The sequence below is a fragment of the Lactobacillus leichmannii genome, from assembly GCF_024701915.1.
Taxonomy (GTDB): Bacteria; Bacillota; Bacilli; order Lactobacillales; family Lactobacillaceae; genus Lactobacillus; species Lactobacillus delbrueckii.
On record NZ_QOCY01000011.1, the window covers coordinates 1 to 13,737 of the forward strand.

Annotated in this window: 13 protein-coding genes and 1 riboswitch; of the genes, 6 read left to right on the forward strand and 7 right to left on the reverse strand. The window is 52.6% G+C overall.

The window, feature by feature from the left end; translation table 11 throughout:
* Positions 1 to 181: 181 nt before the first annotated feature.
* Positions 182 to 1,735, reverse strand: coding sequence for a glutamine-hydrolyzing GMP synthase (guaA, locus tag DS743_RS00320; RefSeq protein ID WP_141372546.1), 1,554 nt, complete (start codon positions 1,733 to 1,735; stop codon positions 182 to 184).
* Entirely contained in the window at positions 1,735 to 2,892 is a 1,158-nt protein-coding gene (gene guaB, locus DS743_RS00325; protein ID WP_002877243.1) for an IMP dehydrogenase, read from the reverse strand. The genes guaA and guaB overlap by 1 nt, the downstream gene beginning before the upstream one ends.
* Before the next feature lie 190 nt (positions 2,893 to 3,082).
* Positions 3,083 to 3,180: riboswitch (purine riboswitch) on the forward strand.
* A gap of 86 nt (positions 3,181 to 3,266) precedes the next feature.
* On the opposite strand from guaB, the gene DS743_RS00330 reads away from it, so the two are divergent.
* Both DS743_RS00330 and DS743_RS00335 read left to right on the forward strand, forming a co-directional pair.
* Positions 3,267 to 3,836 carry a xanthine phosphoribosyltransferase gene (locus DS743_RS00330; RefSeq protein WP_013439051.1) on the forward strand — a complete coding sequence of 190 codons (570 nt, stop codon included), beginning with the start codon at positions 3,267 to 3,269 and terminating at the stop codon, positions 3,834 to 3,836.
* A gap of 29 nt (positions 3,837 to 3,865) precedes the next feature.
* A complete protein-coding gene (locus tag DS743_RS00335) occupies positions 3,866 to 5,158 on the forward strand; it encodes a nucleobase:cation symporter-2 family protein (protein ID WP_003612683.1) in 1,293 nt (430 codons plus the stop codon).
* A gap of 69 nt (positions 5,159 to 5,227) precedes the next feature.
* Here DS743_RS00335 and DS743_RS00340 read toward each other — a convergent pair whose 3' ends face one another.
* The 3 genes from DS743_RS00340 to DS743_RS00350 form a co-directional block, all read right to left on the reverse strand.
* A complete protein-coding gene (locus tag DS743_RS00340) occupies positions 5,228 to 5,479 on the reverse strand; it encodes a hypothetical protein (protein ID WP_035183930.1) in 252 nt (83 codons plus the stop codon).
* A complete protein-coding gene (locus DS743_RS00345) occupies positions 5,472 to 6,779 on the reverse strand; it encodes a Y-family DNA polymerase (protein WP_035183931.1) in 1,308 nt (435 codons plus the stop codon). Before DS743_RS00345 ends, DS743_RS00340 begins: the two co-directional genes overlap by 8 nt.
* A gap of 128 nt (positions 6,780 to 6,907) precedes the next feature.
* On the reverse strand, positions 6,908 to 7,900 hold the full coding sequence (locus DS743_RS00350; protein ID WP_003616774.1) for a GMP reductase: 993 nt from the start codon (positions 7,898 to 7,900) through the stop codon (positions 6,908 to 6,910).
* Between the two features lie 184 nt (positions 7,901 to 8,084).
* Here DS743_RS00350 and DS743_RS00355 point away from each other — a divergent pair, with 184 nt between their 5' ends.
* Positions 8,085 to 9,374 (forward strand): adenylosuccinate synthase, encoded by a 1,290-nt coding sequence (locus DS743_RS00355; RefSeq protein WP_072544250.1) that lies wholly within the window; start codon positions 8,085 to 8,087, stop codon positions 9,372 to 9,374.
* A gap of 81 nt (positions 9,375 to 9,455) precedes the next feature.
* Here DS743_RS00355 and greA read toward each other — a convergent pair whose 3' ends face one another.
* The gene (gene greA, locus DS743_RS00360; RefSeq protein ID WP_002877232.1) at positions 9,456 to 9,917 is read right to left on the reverse strand and encodes a transcription elongation factor GreA; all 462 of its coding nucleotides are present in this window, start codon (positions 9,915 to 9,917) and stop codon (positions 9,456 to 9,458) included.
* Between the two features lie 227 nt (positions 9,918 to 10,144).
* Between greA and DS743_RS00365 the strand changes: the two genes are divergently transcribed.
* The 3 genes from DS743_RS00365 (at position 10,145) to DS743_RS00375 (ending at position 13,334) form a co-directional block, all read left to right on the forward strand.
* On the forward strand, positions 10,145 to 10,558 hold the full coding sequence (locus DS743_RS00365) for an Hsp20/alpha crystallin family protein (RefSeq protein ID WP_002877230.1): 414 nt from the start codon (positions 10,145 to 10,147) through the stop codon (positions 10,556 to 10,558).
* A gap of 96 nt (positions 10,559 to 10,654) precedes the next feature.
* Positions 10,655 to 11,968, forward strand: coding sequence for a C1 family peptidase (locus DS743_RS00370; protein ID WP_035183933.1), 1,314 nt, complete (start codon positions 10,655 to 10,657; stop codon positions 11,966 to 11,968).
* A 52-nt stretch (positions 11,969 to 12,020) separates the two neighbouring features.
* A complete protein-coding gene (locus tag DS743_RS00375; RefSeq protein WP_035160937.1) occupies positions 12,021 to 13,334 on the forward strand; it encodes a C1 family peptidase in 1,314 nt (437 codons plus the stop codon).
* A 132-nt stretch (positions 13,335 to 13,466) separates the two neighbouring features.
* On the opposite strand, the gene DS743_RS00380 is transcribed toward DS743_RS00375, so the two are convergent.
* Complete coding sequence (locus tag DS743_RS00380) at positions 13,467 to 13,634, reverse strand: DUF975 family protein (RefSeq protein ID WP_155760718.1); 168 nt, start codon at positions 13,632 to 13,634, stop codon at positions 13,467 to 13,469.
* Positions 13,635 to 13,737 lie beyond the last annotated feature (103 nt).

A 13,737-nucleotide genomic window follows, 5' to 3' on the forward strand; every position in this document is an offset into this window, starting at 1 on the left:
AATTGATAGATATACTACAGAGATTGTACCAGAATTGCACACCACTTCCAAAATATCATCATGACGCTACACTAGCAGTAATTACTTTGCTTTTAAGGCTCCAACTTCCTGCATTTTTCCACAAAAAAACTACCCGGCAATAACCAGGTAGTTTCCCCAGCGGAGAAAAATTCCGCTTATTTTATTCATATTCAATCGTTGCCGGCGGCTTGCTCGTCACGTCGTACAGTACGCGGTTGACCTGCTTGACTTCGTTGACGATCCGCACGGAGATCTTCTGCAGAACATCCCATGGAATCTGGGCAAAGTCAGCGGTCATTCCGTCAATTGACGTAACGGCCCGGATGCAGACAGCATAGTCGTAAGTCCGGCCGTCGCCCATGACTCCGACGCTCCGCATCCCTGGCAAAGCAACAAAGTATTGCCAAATGCTTTCCTGCAAGCCTGCATTCTTGACTTCTTCCCGCAAGATCGCGTCCGCGTCCCGGACGATCCGCAGCTTCTCTTCAGTGATCTCCCCGATTACCCGGATAGCCAGGCCAGGACCTGGGAACGGCTGCCGCCATACCAAGTCGTGTGGCAGACCCAGCTTTTCACCCAAGACCCGGACTTCGTCCTTGAACAATTGCCGCAGCGGTTCAATCAGCTTGAACTGCATGTCTTCCGGCAAGCCCCCGACATTGTGGTGGCTCTTGATCGTGTGGGCCGTGTCGGTCCCTGATTCAATCACGTCAGTGTACAAGGTCCCTTGGACCAGGAACTTGGCGTCCTTGATCTTCTTGGCTTCATCGTTGAAGACCTGCACGAATTCGTTACCGATGATCTTCCGCTTCTTTTCTGGGTCGGTTACCCCAGCCAGCTTGGACATGAAGCGGTCCTTAGCATCAACTCTGACGATGTTCACGCCCAGCCCTTCTTTAAGAGCGGCCATAACTTCATCGCTTTCGTTCTTTCTAAGCAGGCCGTGGTCGACAAAAATCGCCGTCAACTGGCTGCCGATTGCCTTGTGCAAAAGGGTAGCCGTAACACTGGAATCAACCCCGCCGGAGATCCCCAGGATCACATTGGCGTCGCCAACTTCTTCTCTGATTGAGTCAACAGACAGCTTAATAAAGTCATCCATGGTCCAGTTGTCCTTGGCCCCGCAGACGTCAAAGGCAAAACGGCGCAAGATGTCCAGGCCGTATTCTGAGTTGCGGACTTCAGCGTGGAACTGGATTGCGTAGAACTTCCGGTCTGGGTCAGCCATGGAAGCGATCGGGCAGTTCTTGCTTGAAGCCAGAACTTCAAAGCCTTCTGGCACCTTGGTTACCAGGTCCCCGTGGCTCATCCAGACAACCTGCTTTTCTGGCAGGCCCTTGTAAAGCGGGCTGTCAGCCTCCTTGACTTCAATGTGGGCTGAGCCGTATTCAGCTTCCCCGGCCTTTTCAACCGTCCCGCCCAGCTTCTGGGTCATCAGTTGCATCCCGTAGCAGATACCCAAGATTGGAATCCCCAGTTCAAAAATTTCCGGGTCAACGTCCAGGGCGTTTTCATCGTAAACTGAGTTCGGGCCGCCGGAGAAGATGATCCCCTTAGGAGCGATCTTCTTCACTTCTTCTGCCGTAATCGTGTGCGGCAAAAGTTCTGAGTAGATGCCAAAGTCACGGATCCGGCGGGTAATCAATTGGTTGTACTGGCTGCCGAAGTCCAGGACGATGATCTTGTCAAAATTGCTTAAGTCGATTTTTGCCATTAGAAGTCGATGCCTCCGTAGTTAGGTGCGGCCTTGCTCATCATCACGTCGTGCGGGTGGGATTCACGCAGGCCGGCGTTTGAAATGCGGACGAATTGGGCGGTTTCAATCAGCTTGTCGATGTTTTCAGCCCCGCAGTAACCCATACCGGACCGCAGGCCCCCAAGGATCTGGTAAACAACGTTGCTTACCGTACCCTTGTAAGAAACAACAGCTTCGATGCCTTCTGGCACCAGCTTGTTGGCTTCGTTCACGCCGCCTTGGAAGTAGCGGTCGCTTGAGCCATGCTGCTGGGACATGGCGCCAACTGACCCCATCCCCCGGTAGGACTTAACCAGACGGCCGTCAGAACCTTGCTGCACGTCCCCTGGAGCTTCTTCAGTACCTGACAGCATGGAGCCCAGCATAACAGCGTTGCCGCCAGCAGCCAAAGCCTTAACCACGTCGCCTGAGTACTTGATCCCGCCATCAGCGATGATCGGCTTGCCAAATTCCCGGGCTACGTCAGCCGCATCGTAAATAGCAGTCAATTGCGGCACGCCGACACCGGCAACCACTCTGGTGGTGCAGATTGAGCCAGGCCCGATACCAACCTTGACTACGTCAACACCGGCTTCAAACAAGGCCCGGGTACCTTCAGCAGTAGCCACGTTGCCGGCAATCAAAGTGTTGTGCGGGAAGTGGTCGCGGATTTCCTTGATCTTGCGCAAAACGCCGGCTGAGTGACCGTGAGCCGTGTCGATAACGATCGCGTCAGCACCGGCTTCAAACAGGGCTTCTGCTCTTTCAAAAGTGTCGCTGGTCACGCCGACAGCAGCAGCTACCAAGAGCTTGCCATCCTTGTCAACAGCAGCGTGGGTGTCTTCGGCAGTTACCGGAGTGTTCTTAGCCAGACGGACTTCGTCAGCTTGCGCTTGAATTGAAAGGTTCTTGTGGACTACCCCAAGGCCGCCCATCTTGGCCATGGCTGCCGCCATTCTGCCTTCGGTCACCGTGTCCATCCCAGCGGAGATCAAAGGAATGTTCAGCTTCAAGTTTGGTGCCAGCTGGGTTGACAAGTCGACTTCGTTCGGCAGAACGTGACTTTCAGCTGGAATCAAGAGCACGTCGTCAAAAGTAATACCTTCTTTAGCAAATTTGGTTTCCCACAAAGACATGATTTTATCCTTTCAAACAATCGTTGATACTTTTTAATTAATCAACTTTACACGTTTTTCGCCGCCAGGTCAACAAAAAGCGAATTATTCACTATTTTTTTTAATCTTTTAGGATTTTTTGCGCCAGATTAGAAATTTTTTCGCCAAATCAGATTGAATTAATTCGGCTTTTGCTGTAACATTTAGCAATAACTTAACAAATGTTTCTACTTATATATCGCTGCAATGCGGGCAGCAGTCTCTACCCGGAGCCGTAAACTCCGGACTATAGGTATTAGGAGCATTGGCCCCTGGCCAAGCAGCTTCTTTTGCCTTACTTTTGGCAAAAGGAGCTTTTTCTGTTTACCGCTGTTTTTTGTTTTAAAAGGAGTCACATGGAACTTTTAGAAGAACGCATTAAGAAGGATGGCGTCGTTTTACCAGGCGACGTCTTGAAGGTCAACTCATTCTTGAACCACCAGATCGATCCCCAATTGATGATGACCCTGGGCCAGGAATTCGCCCGCCTCTTCAAGGATGCAGGCGTCACCCGGGTCCTTACCGCTGAAGCCAGCGGGATCGCTCCCGGCATCATGGCCGCCTACTGCCTGGGCGTGCCGATGGTCTTTGCCAGAAAGAAGAAGCCTTCAACCGTCACTGACGCCGTCTACACCGCGGAAGTCTTCTCCTACACCAAGCAAGTGACCAACACCATTTCTGTTGAAGCCAAGTTCCTTGATGCCAATGACCGCATCTTAGTCATCGATGACTTCCTGGCCAACGGCGAAGCAGCCAAGGGCCTGATCTCCCTGGCTGAACAAGCCGGCGCTGAAGTAGTCGGCGTGGGCGTTGTCGTGGAGAAGGCCTTCCAGGGCGGCCACGACTGGCTGGTTAACCATGGCTACCACCTGGAAGCTTTGGCCAGCATCAAGGAATTCGCCGACGGGCAAGTTATCTTCAATTAATCTTTGACAGTGGGAGTTATTTACTAAAAATGGATCAAACACAAGAACCTTCACAAGGCCGCTCTTTTGTCCTGGGCCTGCAGCACCTTTTGGCCATGTACTCCGGGGCCGTGGCGGTCCCGATCTTGATCGGCAATGCTCTGCACTTTAACTCAGAGCAATTGACCTACCTGGTCTCCATCGACATCTTCATGTGCGGCCTGGCCACCCTCTTGCAGCTATTGCGCAACCGCTACTTCGGGATCGGCCTGCCAGTCGTTTTAGGCTGCGCCATCCAGGCTGTTGCTCCTTTGGAAATGATCGGACAGAAGTACTCCATCGGCACCATGTACGGATCAATCATCGTGGCCGGGGTCTTCGTCTTCCTCATCGCCGGAGTCTTTTCCAAAATCAAAAAGCTCTTCCCGCCAGTTGTCACCGGGACCTTGATCACCACTATCGGCTTGACCTTGATCCCGGTCGGCATCCAGAACCTGGGCGGCGGGTCAGCCACTGCCAAGGACTTCGGTGACCCGAAGAACCTCCTGGTCGGCTGCGTCACCATCTTGGTGATCGTGGCTCTGCAAGCCTTCGCCAAGGGCTTCATCGCCTCAATCTCCATCTTGATCGGCCTCATCGTCGGCACTCTCCTGGCCGCCTGCCTGGGCATGGTTTCTTTGACCCCAGTTTCTGAAGCTGCCTGGCTGCACTTCCCGCAATTCTTCTACTTCGGCTTGCCAAAGTTTGAATGGTCATCCAGCTTGACTATGATGATCATCGCCCTGGTCTCCATGGTTGAATCAACCGGCGTCTTCTTCGCCTTAGGCGACCTCTTGGGCAAGGACATCACGGAAGATGACCTCAAGCGGGGCTACCGGGCTGAAGGGCTGGCCCAGATTTTCGGTGGTCTCTTCAACACCTTCCCTTACACCACATTCTCCCAGAACGTCGGCCTCCTGCAATTGTCCGGCATCCGGTCCAAGCGGCCGATTTACTGGGCAGCCGGCCTCTTGATGGCCATGGGCCTTCTGCCAAAAGTCGGTGCCCTGGTCACCATCATGCCAACGGCCGTTTTAGGCGGGGCCATGGTGGTCATGTTCTCCTCCATCGCCGTACAAGGGATCAAGATGCTGCTCAAGGTCGACTTCAGCGACAACCATAACCTCTTGATCGTGGCCATCTCCCTGGGCCTGGGCTTAGGCGTTTCCGTCTACCCAACCATCTTTCAGGCTCTGCCAAGTGAACTGCAGCTTTTCCTAGAAAACGGGATCGTCATCGCCTCAATCTCTTCCGTCCTTTTGAACTTGATCTTCAAGGGCAAAAAAGGACTGGACGAAAAATAACTTTTGCAATTAAACACAGATAAATCTCAGAAGCCTCCTTTACCATGAAGCGGGGCTTCTTTTTTGTCCTTAATCACTTGAAAGCAGGACGCGGCGCAAGTCGTCTAGCGCAATGACGTGTTCGCCAATCACCACCTTGTCTTCCGCGTAGCCCTGGACAAAGCCAACTATTTCCGCCCGGTCGGGCACGCTTTTCTGCCTTGTCTCTTTATTGATCATGGCCGTGTGGTCGCTTAGGAAAAAGCCCGCCCACTTCTTCATCCCCCGGTCTTGATAATGGGCGAAAAAATCCGTCACCCGCTGGTCAAACTCCTTACTCATAGGCGTTGCTCCCATTGTGGCCGCCGACCAAGCGGCTTCTGGCAATTGCCGTGGCCCCTGGCAAAAGGCTGGAGGCTCTGACGACACTGGCAAAACCATACTTCTTCCGTAATTTGTCAACCACCTGATCCCGCTTCTGCTGCTTGATCTGCTCGGCTGGCGGCAGGAAGAAGGTCAGCTGCTGGCAGCCGGCTGGCGCTAAATTGCTGTAGGTCACTCCCAGCCGTCTGACCGCCTGCCCCCGCCACTTTCTTCTGAAAAGGGCCCTGAGCTTGGCCACCAAATCGCTGGAGATATCAGTCGGCGTGATCTTCTCTTGAATGCTGAAGCCAGCTGGATCTGCCTCGTAGTCAGCGTAACCGACATAAAGGCTGACCCGGCCAGCCAACAAATGCTGGGCCCGGATTCTGGCCGCGACCTGGTCGCCGATTTCCTGAATAACGATCTCAATTTCCTGCTGGTCTTCATAGTCCCGGCTTAAGATTTGGGAGTTTCCGTAGCTTTTGCTTTTGGGCCGGTACTTCTGCTTGATGATGCTCCGGTCCACTCCCCAGCTCATGGCAAAAAGCTGATCGCCGATCACTCCGAACTCCTTCTTCAAAATAGCCGGATCGCTGTGGGCCAGGCCATACATGTTGTTGATCCCCAGCCGGCGTAGGCGGTTGGCCGTCTTGACATTGATCCCCCAAACGTCTTCCAGCTTGGGAATCTTCCAGATAGTATCGGGCACGTCAATATAGTGCCAGCAGGCAATCATCGAAGTCCGGTGCTTGGCGGAAATGTCCATGGCCAGTTTGGCCAAAAGGGGGGTCTCCCCAATCCCGCAAGTCGTGTACAGGCCCAGGCTGTCGTGAATATCTTTTTGGATCTTCCGGGCCACCAGATAAGGGTCATCCCCAAACAAGTGCCAGGACTCAGTCATATCGATCATGCTTTCATCGATCGAATAGACATGGATATCCTCATCTGCCGCGTACTTGCGGAAAATCTGCAAAACCTCCATGCTGCGCTTGATGTAAAGATTCATATGCGGCTCAACCAGCATTAGGTCCGGGGCCTGGTCTTTAGGCGGCAAGTCTCTGGCCCGCATGACATTGCTCAGGCCGTACTTTTTCTTGGCCAAAGGCGAGGCAGCCATAATCAAGCCTGACCCCCAGTCAGTCCCCACCTGCTGGGACACGACGGCTAAAGCGACTTCCATTGGGTTCAGGCCCAGGCGCAGGGCCTCGCAGGAGGCATAGAAAGATTTGTTGTCGATCATGAAAATAACCCGGTGGGGCTCATAGCGGTAATCGTACATCAAAATCCACTTCTTTCTTGAACATTTGTTCTAATAAATTATATCGAACTTTCGTTCTAAAAAGTAGGCAAACAGAAAATAAAAGCAAAAATAAAAAGAGGCCTCAGCCTCTTTTTACAAAATTCAGTTTAATAGTCGCCGTTCATGATCGTGTTCTTAACGATCACGTAGTCGACCCGCTTGATTGATTCCAGGTCCCGGCCACCGGCGTAAGAGATGGAAGACTGCAGGTCTTCCTTCATTTCTTCCAAGGTGTCAGCGATGCTGCCCCGGTAAGGGACCAGCATCTGCTTGCCTTCAACGTTGCGGTAGGCGCCCTTTTGCACTTCACTGGCTGAACCCCAGTATTGCTTGTAAGTCTTGCCGTCGATCTTGATCACGTTGCCCGGGGACTCTTCATGCCCGGCCAGCATTGACCCGATCATGACCATGCTGGCCCCGAAGCGAACAGACTTGGCGATGTCACCGTTGTGGCGGATCCCCCCGTCAGCGATCAAAGGCTTTCTGGCCACCTTGCTGCACATTCTGAGGGCAGCCAGCTGCCAGCCGCCAGTCCCGAAACCGGTCTTGAGCTTGGTGATGCAGGCCTTGCCCGGGCCAACCCCCACCTTGGTAGCGTCCGCGCCGGCATTTTCCAGTTCCCGGACGGCTTCCGGCGTTGCCACGTTGCCGGCCGTCAAGAAGGTGTCCGGCATTTTTTCCTTAATGTACTTGATCATGTCGATCACGTAGACTGAGTGCCCGTGGGCCACGTCGATCGTGGTGTATTCCGGGATCAAGTCCTTTTCCACCAATTCGTCGATGAAGTCATATTCATCGTCTTTGATGCCGACGGAAATCGATGCAAAAAGTCCCTTCTCATGCATCATCTTGATGAAGTCGGCCCGCTTTTCGGGCTGGAAGCGGTGCATGACATAGTAATAGCCATTTTGGGCCAGCCAGACCGCCAGCTTTTCGTCAATGACGCTTTCCATATTGGCGGGAACGACTGGGATCTTGAAAGTTCGGTTTCCAAACTTGACGCTCGTAGCACATTCCTTCCGGCTCTTCACGATGGCCTTGTTAGGCACCAGTTGGATATCATCATAGTCAAACGCTTCCATGCTGAAATAATTGCTCATTTTTTGCCAGCTCCTTTTTAAAGTACCTTTGATACTTTACTGACATTTCCCATAAAAGTCAAGGCTTATTCGAACCATTCACGAACTTTTCGAAAACATTATTCGGATTTCCTGTTGACTAATTGCCCGGTAAATGCTAACCTTTCTAACGTAAGTTCTACGAAATATTCTTTGAGGTGAAAAAATGACATCAATCGCAGTTGTCGGCAGCCAATGGGGCGACGAAGGCAAGGGTAAGATTACAGACTTTTTAGGAACGACGGCAGACCTGTCAGTTCGCGCTAACGGCGGTAACAACGCTGGCCACACGATCGACTTTGACGGCAAGGAATTCAAGATGCGCTTGATTCCATCTGGGATCTTCGCGGCTAAATTGGGCGCCGTGATCGGCAACGGGGTGGTTATCAACCCTAAAGTCCTCCTGGGCGAACTGGACAACTTGGAAAAGAGCGGGATCGACACAAGCAACTTGAAGATCTCCAACCGCGCTCACGTCATCATGCCTTACCACGTAATGCAAGACACTTATGAAGAAGAAGCCAAGGGCAACCTGAAGGTCGGCACCACCAAGAACGGGATCGGGCCAACTTACATGGACAAGGCTTCCAGAATCGGCATCCGGGTCTGCGACCTGATCGATCCGGAAACTTTTGCGGAAAAGCTCCGCTTCAACCTGAAAAGCAAGAACGCCCTCTTCACCAAGGTTTACGGCAAGCCAGCCATGGACTTTGACGAAATCTACAACAAGTACGTTGAATACGGCAAGCGGATCGCCAAGTACGTTTGTGACACTTCCCTCTACGTCAACGACGCCCTGGACAGGGACGAAAAGGTCCTCTTTGAAGGTGCCCAAGGGATCATGCTGGACATCGACCAGGGTACCTACCCATTCGTAAGTTCTTCTAACTCAGTTTCCGGCGGGATCGCTTCCGGCAGCGGGATCGGGGCTAACCAGATCAAGACTGTCCTGGGCATCTGCAAGGCCTACACTACCAGAGTTGGTGCCGGCCCATTCCCAACTGAACTGCACGATGAAACCGGCGACAAGATCCGGGACATCGCCCACGAATACGGTACTGTTACTGGCCGTCCGCGCCGGGTTGGCTGGTTTGACTCAGTTGCCCTCCGTCACGCCAAGCGCGTAGCCGGGATCAACGCCTTGAGCTTAAACCTGCTGGACGTCTTCAGCGGCTTTGACAAGATCAAGATCTGCGTGGCCTACGACTTAAACGGCAAGCAAATTGACTACTACCCAGCCAGCTTGAAGGAAGTTGAAGCCTGCCAGCCAGTTTACGAAGAACTGCCAGCCTGGGAAGAAGACATCACCGGCGCCAAGAGCTGGGAAGACCTGCCAGAAAAGGCCCAGGCTTTCGTCAAGCGGATCAGTGAAATCACTGGCATCCCTGTCGTGACTGTTTCTGTCGGCCCAGACCGGGAACAAACCATCGTTTTGCAAGACCCATGGACTCTGTAAGACGGTAAAAAATATCAACACAAAAACCGTTTCGCCTGGCGAAACGGTTTTTCTTGTCTTTATATTTTCTCCTGCTGTTTGCTACTTGACCGACAAAATGGTCACTTCATAGTCCCCCATTGGGGCTTCAACCGTCACCCGGTCTCCGGCCTTATGCTTCATCAAAGCGTGGCCCAAAGGCGAGTCAAAGGGCAGTTTTCCGTCCCCTACGGCCTCTTCCATCCGGCCGACGATCCGGTATTCTTCGACCTCCTGGTCGTCTTCATAGCGGATTTCCACCTGCTTGCCGAGGTTGACCTTACCGTCGTTGACCGTTTCGATGACTTCCGCGTATTTCAGCTGCTTGTTCAAGTAGCGGACCCGGCTGTCCAGGTGGCGGAGTTCCCTTTTAGCGGTTGAATATTCAGTATTTTCGGACAAGTCGCCCAAGGCACGAGCCTCCTTCAGGTTCTGCACCCGGCGGGGCCGGTCAGCCTTCAAGGCCGCGATCTCGTCTTCAATCTGCTTGTAGCCCTCGGGAGTCATTTTCTGATAATATACCATACTTACCAGTCGCCTTTCACTTCGATTTTTAAATCATTATAGCCCGCCCAGGTCTTTTTGCCAAAGATTTTATTTAGCAGTCAAAAAAGCCGAGTGCTAATTACGCCATTTTTCCTAAAAGGGACTATAATATAGTTGTCGGGAAAGAAAGCGGCTCCGCCGCTTCTCTCCCCGCCTCTATTTGTAAAAAGCAATTTGCATAATTTGGTGAAGGGAAGTTTTAGATTATGACTAATGATTTAATGAACCGTTACAACGACTTGTTCGATCACATGGGCGACTGGCTCGACAAATTGGACAGCCACGCTTTCAGAAACATTTTGCAATCAGACGTTGCTGAAGATGAGCACGAATACACCGTCAAGATCGACGTGCCGGGGATGAGCAAGGATGACATCCACCTCTCCTACACTGACGGGATTTTGACGATTTCCGCCCACCGTAGCACTTTCAAGGATGACAGCGACAAGAAGAAGAACCTCTTGCGCCAGGAACGCAGCGAAGGGTCAGTTTCCAGAAGCTTCAGCCTGCCGAACGTTGACAAGAAAGGCATTAGCGCCAAGCTTGACGGGGGCGTTTTGACGGTTACCCTGCCAAAGGTAGCTCCAGAAGAAAACGCAGACACGATTACTATCGAATAAGCACAGAGTGCTTAGAGAAGCCCGCTAGGGCTTCTTTTTTTGCCCTCTTTAGCGTAAGATTATTCTATAATCATCTATTGCTAAGGGAGATTTTTCATGTCACACGAATTAAGCCCCCAGCTGCTGGAATCCTTCAGCCGGGACTTCAACGCTGATCCTAAAAATCAAGTAATTTCTCGGGCCGCCAGACGCAGCGGCCTCTTGGACGCCGCCTACAACCCGGCCGTCAGCCAGCGGCTGAACCGGACTTTTTCCATCGAGCTGGACACTGACAATGTCACCAACCAGCAGCAATCCGGCCGCTGCTGGCTCTTTTCAACCTTGAACGTGGTCCGGCACAATTTTGGCAAGGCCAACAAGGCTAAGAACTTCACCTTCTCCCAGAGCTACAACTTTTTCTGGGACAAGATTGAACGGGCCAACTACTTCTACGACCGGATCATTGCGACGGCTGACCGGCCTTTGACTGACCGGACAGTCCGCGGCTACTTTGACTGGTGCCAGACCGATGGCGGCCAGTGGCACATGGCGGCTTCCCTCATCGCCAAATACGGGGTAGTGCCAGCTTACGCCATGCCGGAAAGCTTCAACAGCAACCACAGCCAGGCTTTGGACATGGTTTTGGCCGACAAGGAAAGAAAAGACGCCTTGACCCTGCGCCGGCTGGCGCAAGCAGGCGACCAGGAAAAGTTGGAGGCGGCCCGGACCGACTTTTTAAGCCAGATCTACCGGATCATGGCTACGGCCTTGGGTGAACCGCCGAAGACTTTTGACCTAGAATTCAGAGACGACGACAAGAACTACCACTTGGACAAGGGCTTGACTCCGGTCCAGTTCTACAAAAAGTACTGCGCGACCGACCTGGACGACTATGTGGTTTTGGCTAATGCCCCAGACCATGAAATGAACCGGGTCTTGCACCTGGGCTTTGAAGACAACATTAAGGGCGGCTACCCTAACCTCTTCATCAACGTGCCGATGGAATATCTGGAAGACGCGGCGATTGCCCAGCTGAAGGACGGGGAAGCTGTTTGGTTCGGCAATGATGTTGGCCGGCAGATGGACCGCAAGACCGGCTTCATGGACCTGGATCTCTACCAGCTGGACCAGCTTTTGGACATCGACAGCCACTTGTCCAAGGCTGACCGCCTAGCTACCGGGATCGGGGAATCTTCCCACGACATGGCACTGGTTGGAGTTGACGTGGACGGCGGGCAAGTCCGGCAATGGAAGGTGGAAAACTCATGGGGCGACAAGTCCGGGGAAAAGGGCTACTTCACCATGAGCGCGGACTGGTTCAGAGAATACACCTACGAGGTCGCCGTGCAAAAGAAGCACGTGCCGGCTGAAATCCTGGACCTGCTCAAGAACCATCCGATCGAACTTGATCCTTGGGATTCCTTAATTTAAGCAGGTATGTTAACATTGACTTATTAATATTAAAACAAAAGGAGAAAAAAATATGAGTCATGAATTAACTCTGCAGGAATTGGCGGAATTCAGCGCAAATTTCAATGCTGACCCGAAGAACCAAGTCATCGCCCGCGCTGCCGCCAGAAGCGGTGTTCTGGAAGCTTCCTACAATGAACGCGTGGCTGGCCGCCTGACCCGGGTCTTTTCAACTGAATTGCCAACGGACAACGTCACCAACCAAAAGCAGTCCGGCCGCTGCTGGCTTTTCTCAACCTTGAACGTCTTGCGCCACGACTTCGGCGCCAAGCATAAGGCCAAGAACTTTACCCTGTCCCAAAGCTACAACTTCTTCTGGGACAAGCTGGAAAGAGCCAACCTTTTCTATGAAAAAGTGATCGAAACCGCTGATAAACCATTAGACGACCGGGAAGTCCGCAGCTACTTCGACTTCGCCGGCCACGACGGCGGCCAATGGCACATGGCCATCTCTTTGGTCAAGAAGTATGGTGTCGTGCCAAGCTACGTTATGCCTGAAAGCTTCAACACTTCCGCTACTAACGGTTTGGCCAGCGCCCTGGCTGACAAGGAAAGAAAAGACGCCCTGGCCTTGCGCCGCCTGGCTCAAGCAGGTGACCAGGAAGGGCTGGAAAAGGCCCGCAAGACCTTCTTAAACGAAATCTACCGGATGGTTGCCATCGCCGTTGGTGAACCGCCAAAGACTTTTGACCTGGAATACAGAGACGACGACAAGAACTACCACCTGGAAAAGAACTTGACCCCAGTCTCCTTCTTCAACAAGTACTTTGACGTCGACCTGGACGACTACGTGGTCTTGACCAACGCCCCAGACCACGAATACGGCAAGCTCTACCACCTGGGCGCTGAAGACAACGTTGAGGGCGGCAGCCCGATCCTCTTCTTGAACGTGCCGATGGAATACCTGGAGCAAGCCGCTGTTGCCCAATTAAAGGACGGGGAAGCTGTCTGGTTCGGCAACGACGTCCTGCGGCAAATGGACCGCAAGACCGGCTACCTGGACACTGACCTCTACAAGCTGGAAGACCTCTTTGACGTTGACCTTAGCCTGTCCAAGGCTGACCGCCTGGCTACCGGCGCTGGTGAAGTTTCCCACGCCATGACCCTAGTCGGGGTTGATGAAGATAAGGGCGACATCCGCCAATGGAAGGTGGAAAACTCCTGGGGCGACAAGTCCGGGGAAAAGGGCTTCTTCGTCATGAGCCACAACTGGTTCAAGGAATACGTCTACGAAGTCGTTGTCCACAAGAAATACTTGACCAAGGACCAGCAAGAGTTGCTCTCTTCAACTCCTGTTGAACTTGCTCCTTGGGACTCATTAGCCTAATGGGTACGCTGATTATCGTCGGCTTGATCTCGCTCGTCATGCTGGGCCTGGTCATCGCCGCCCTTCACCGGGATTAAGCACGAAAAAACCGCTCAGTTCTCTAACAGAACTTGAGCGGTTTTTACTTTGGACTTAATCCTTGCTCTTAAACTGGTCGCCGGCTAAAGTCCGGTAGAACTCAGCGTGAGCCGCGTTATAGTAAGGCACCAGCCAGAGGAAGCCGATCCCCAAGGACAGGCCGGCCAGAATGTTCCAGCCGATAAAGCTCAATTCGAAGAACGAAAAATAGACGAAACACAAAAAAGAGAGCTCGCTGGAGCTCTCTTTCTTTCTACTCTAAGTCAAGTGTTATCAACGATTTTAGGTAATTTTATTTTGAAATAAGAGCTCGATCGGGAAATGA

Excerpts from the sequence above, each read along its gene's own strand:
- guaA (WP_141372546.1), bottom strand. The coding sequence starts at position 1,735 with ATGGCAAAAATCGACTTAAGCAATTTTGACAAGATCATCGTCCTGGAC.
- guaB (WP_002877243.1), bottom strand. The coding sequence starts at position 2,892 with ATGTCTTTGTGGGAAACCAAATTTGCTAAAGAAGGTATTACTTTTGAC.
- DS743_RS00330 (WP_013439051.1), top strand. The coding sequence starts at position 3,267 with ATGGAACTTTTAGAAGAACGCATTAAGAAGGATGGCGTCGTTTTACCA.
- DS743_RS00335 (WP_003612683.1), top strand. The coding sequence starts at position 3,866 with ATGGATCAAACACAAGAACCTTCACAAGGCCGCTCTTTTGTCCTGGGC.
- DS743_RS00340 (WP_035183930.1), bottom strand. The coding sequence starts at position 5,479 with ATGAGTAAGGAGTTTGACCAGCGGGTGACGGATTTTTTCGCCCATTAT.
- DS743_RS00345 (WP_035183931.1), bottom strand. The coding sequence starts at position 6,779 with ATGTACGATTACCGCTATGAGCCCCACCGGGTTATTTTCATGATCGAC.
- DS743_RS00350 (WP_003616774.1), bottom strand. The coding sequence starts at position 7,900 with ATGAGCAATTATTTCAGCATGGAAGCGTTTGACTATGATGATATCCAA.
- DS743_RS00355 (WP_072544250.1), top strand. The coding sequence starts at position 8,085 with ATGACATCAATCGCAGTTGTCGGCAGCCAATGGGGCGACGAAGGCAAG.
- greA (WP_002877232.1), bottom strand. The coding sequence starts at position 9,917 with ATGGTATATTATCAGAAAATGACTCCCGAGGGCTACAAGCAGATTGAA.
- DS743_RS00365 (WP_002877230.1), top strand. The coding sequence starts at position 10,145 with ATGACTAATGATTTAATGAACCGTTACAACGACTTGTTCGATCACATG.
- DS743_RS00370 (WP_035183933.1), top strand. The coding sequence starts at position 10,655 with ATGTCACACGAATTAAGCCCCCAGCTGCTGGAATCCTTCAGCCGGGAC.
- DS743_RS00375 (WP_035160937.1), top strand. The coding sequence starts at position 12,021 with ATGAGTCATGAATTAACTCTGCAGGAATTGGCGGAATTCAGCGCAAAT.